Annotated in this window: 1 protein-coding gene and 1 pseudogene; both read right to left on the reverse strand. The window is 62.8% G+C overall.

From position 1 onward, the window contains the following. Positions 1-464 (reverse strand): annotated as a pseudogene (locus EN906_RS33360) (ABC transporter permease); the annotation flags it as partial. Positions 465-734: 270 nt separating this feature from the next. Continuing rightward, the coding region (locus EN906_RS33365) for an MFS transporter (RefSeq protein WP_127375733.1) at positions 735-1643 on the reverse strand (909 nt) is incomplete at its 5' end.

Here is a 1643-nt window from a genome sequence, read left to right on the forward strand (position 1 = left end):
ACCCAGTGGCCCTGCGGCACCGGCACCGCATCCTGCGTGATCAGCTGCGAGCGCACATAGCCGAAGACGAAGGAGCCTGTCGCCAGCGTCACGAAGATCGCGGGCACATCGGCATAGGCGACGAGAAAGCCGTTGAGCAGGCCGATGGCCAGCACACCGGCCAGCACATAGGCGAAGGCCAGCCCGTCCGGCGTTCCCGAATTCAGAAGTTGCAGATACCAGGCGACAGACATCGCCATGATCGCCACGGCGGAGAGGTCGATGCCGCGTCCGATGATGACGACGGCCATGCCGAGCGCAAGGATGCCCAGCACCGACACGGAGCGGACGATGGCGACGAGATTGTTGGGATCGATGAAACCTGGCAGGCCTATGGCCGCTGCAACGAACAGCACCACCGCTATGGCAAAGACAATGCCTTCCTGATTCAGGCTCCTGAAATTCGGCCAGCCGATCGTGTTCATGTCTGCGTTTGCCCCGATGGCATCGCTGCCATCCCTGGGAAAGAACGCTAATCGGCCCAACGCCGGTTCGTCAAATGAATCCGCGCTCGGAACCCCGGCCGGCAGCGATATTTACCAAATGGACGCGTCGATTGCCGAAGCTGGCGCAATGCTCGGAAAACTCTGCACTTTTGGCAATTGCTTGCGCCATTGCCGCCACTCGCGAAAAGGCTGCACCAAGGCGAAAGGACAAGACGGAATTTATCTCCGCATCAGGCGGAAAAATCGATCTCAATTTCCCGGCGAGTGGCCGGAAACCTCCGCGCCCGCACCTGGCGGCAGCACGAGAAAACGCAACGCCGCCACCAGCCCGATGGCGCCGATCGCCAGGAAGGCCACTCGAAAATCCACAAGATCGAGGGCCGGCCGGTCCCTGGCGATCTGCGACAAATTGAGGATCGCCGCCGCCACCGCGACGCCGAACAGCATCGCCACCTGCTGCAGCATCGAGGACAGCGTCGCCGCCGAGCTTCGTTGCGCCGCATCGATGTCGGCGAAGGCCAGTGTGTTGAGCGCGGTGAACTGCATCGAGCGCGACAGGCCGGCGATCAGCATCAACGCCACCACCAGCGCTTGCGGCGTCTGCGGTGAGATCGCAGCACATGCCATGATCGCCGCCGAAGCGATCAGGCCGTTGACGACCAGCACCGACCGGAAGCCGAAACGGCGCAGCGTTGGTGTCGTCACCGTCTTCATGCCGAGATTGCCGAGGAAATAGGCCAGGATCATCAAGCCGGCATCGACGGACGAGAGGCCAAAGCCGACCTGGAACAGCAGCGGCAACAGGAACGGCGTGGCGTTGATCGCCACCCGGAAAATGGTGCCGGCGGCAAGCGTCGAGATGGCGAAGGTCAGCACCTTGAACGAGGAGAGATCGAGCAGCGGATGCGGCGCGCGCCTGAGATGCCGCACCGCCAGCCAGCCGATGACGATGCCGGCTACGACCAGCAGCACCGTCGGTAAAACGCCATCCTCCGGGTGCGCGATGCGTTCAAGGCCATAGAGAAGCAAGGCAAGCCCCGCCGATGTCAGGAAAAAACCCGGCCAGTCGAGCGGCTTGGGGTCGGCTTCGCGATCGCCCGGAATGAAGCGGGCGACCAGCACCAACCCGACCACGCCAAGCGGGATGTTGATGAAGAA

Origin of the sequence: Mesorhizobium sp. M7A.F.Ca.CA.004.06.1.1, assembly GCF_003999135.1 — a bacterium.
GTDB lineage: Bacteria > Pseudomonadota > Alphaproteobacteria > Rhizobiales > Rhizobiaceae > Mesorhizobium.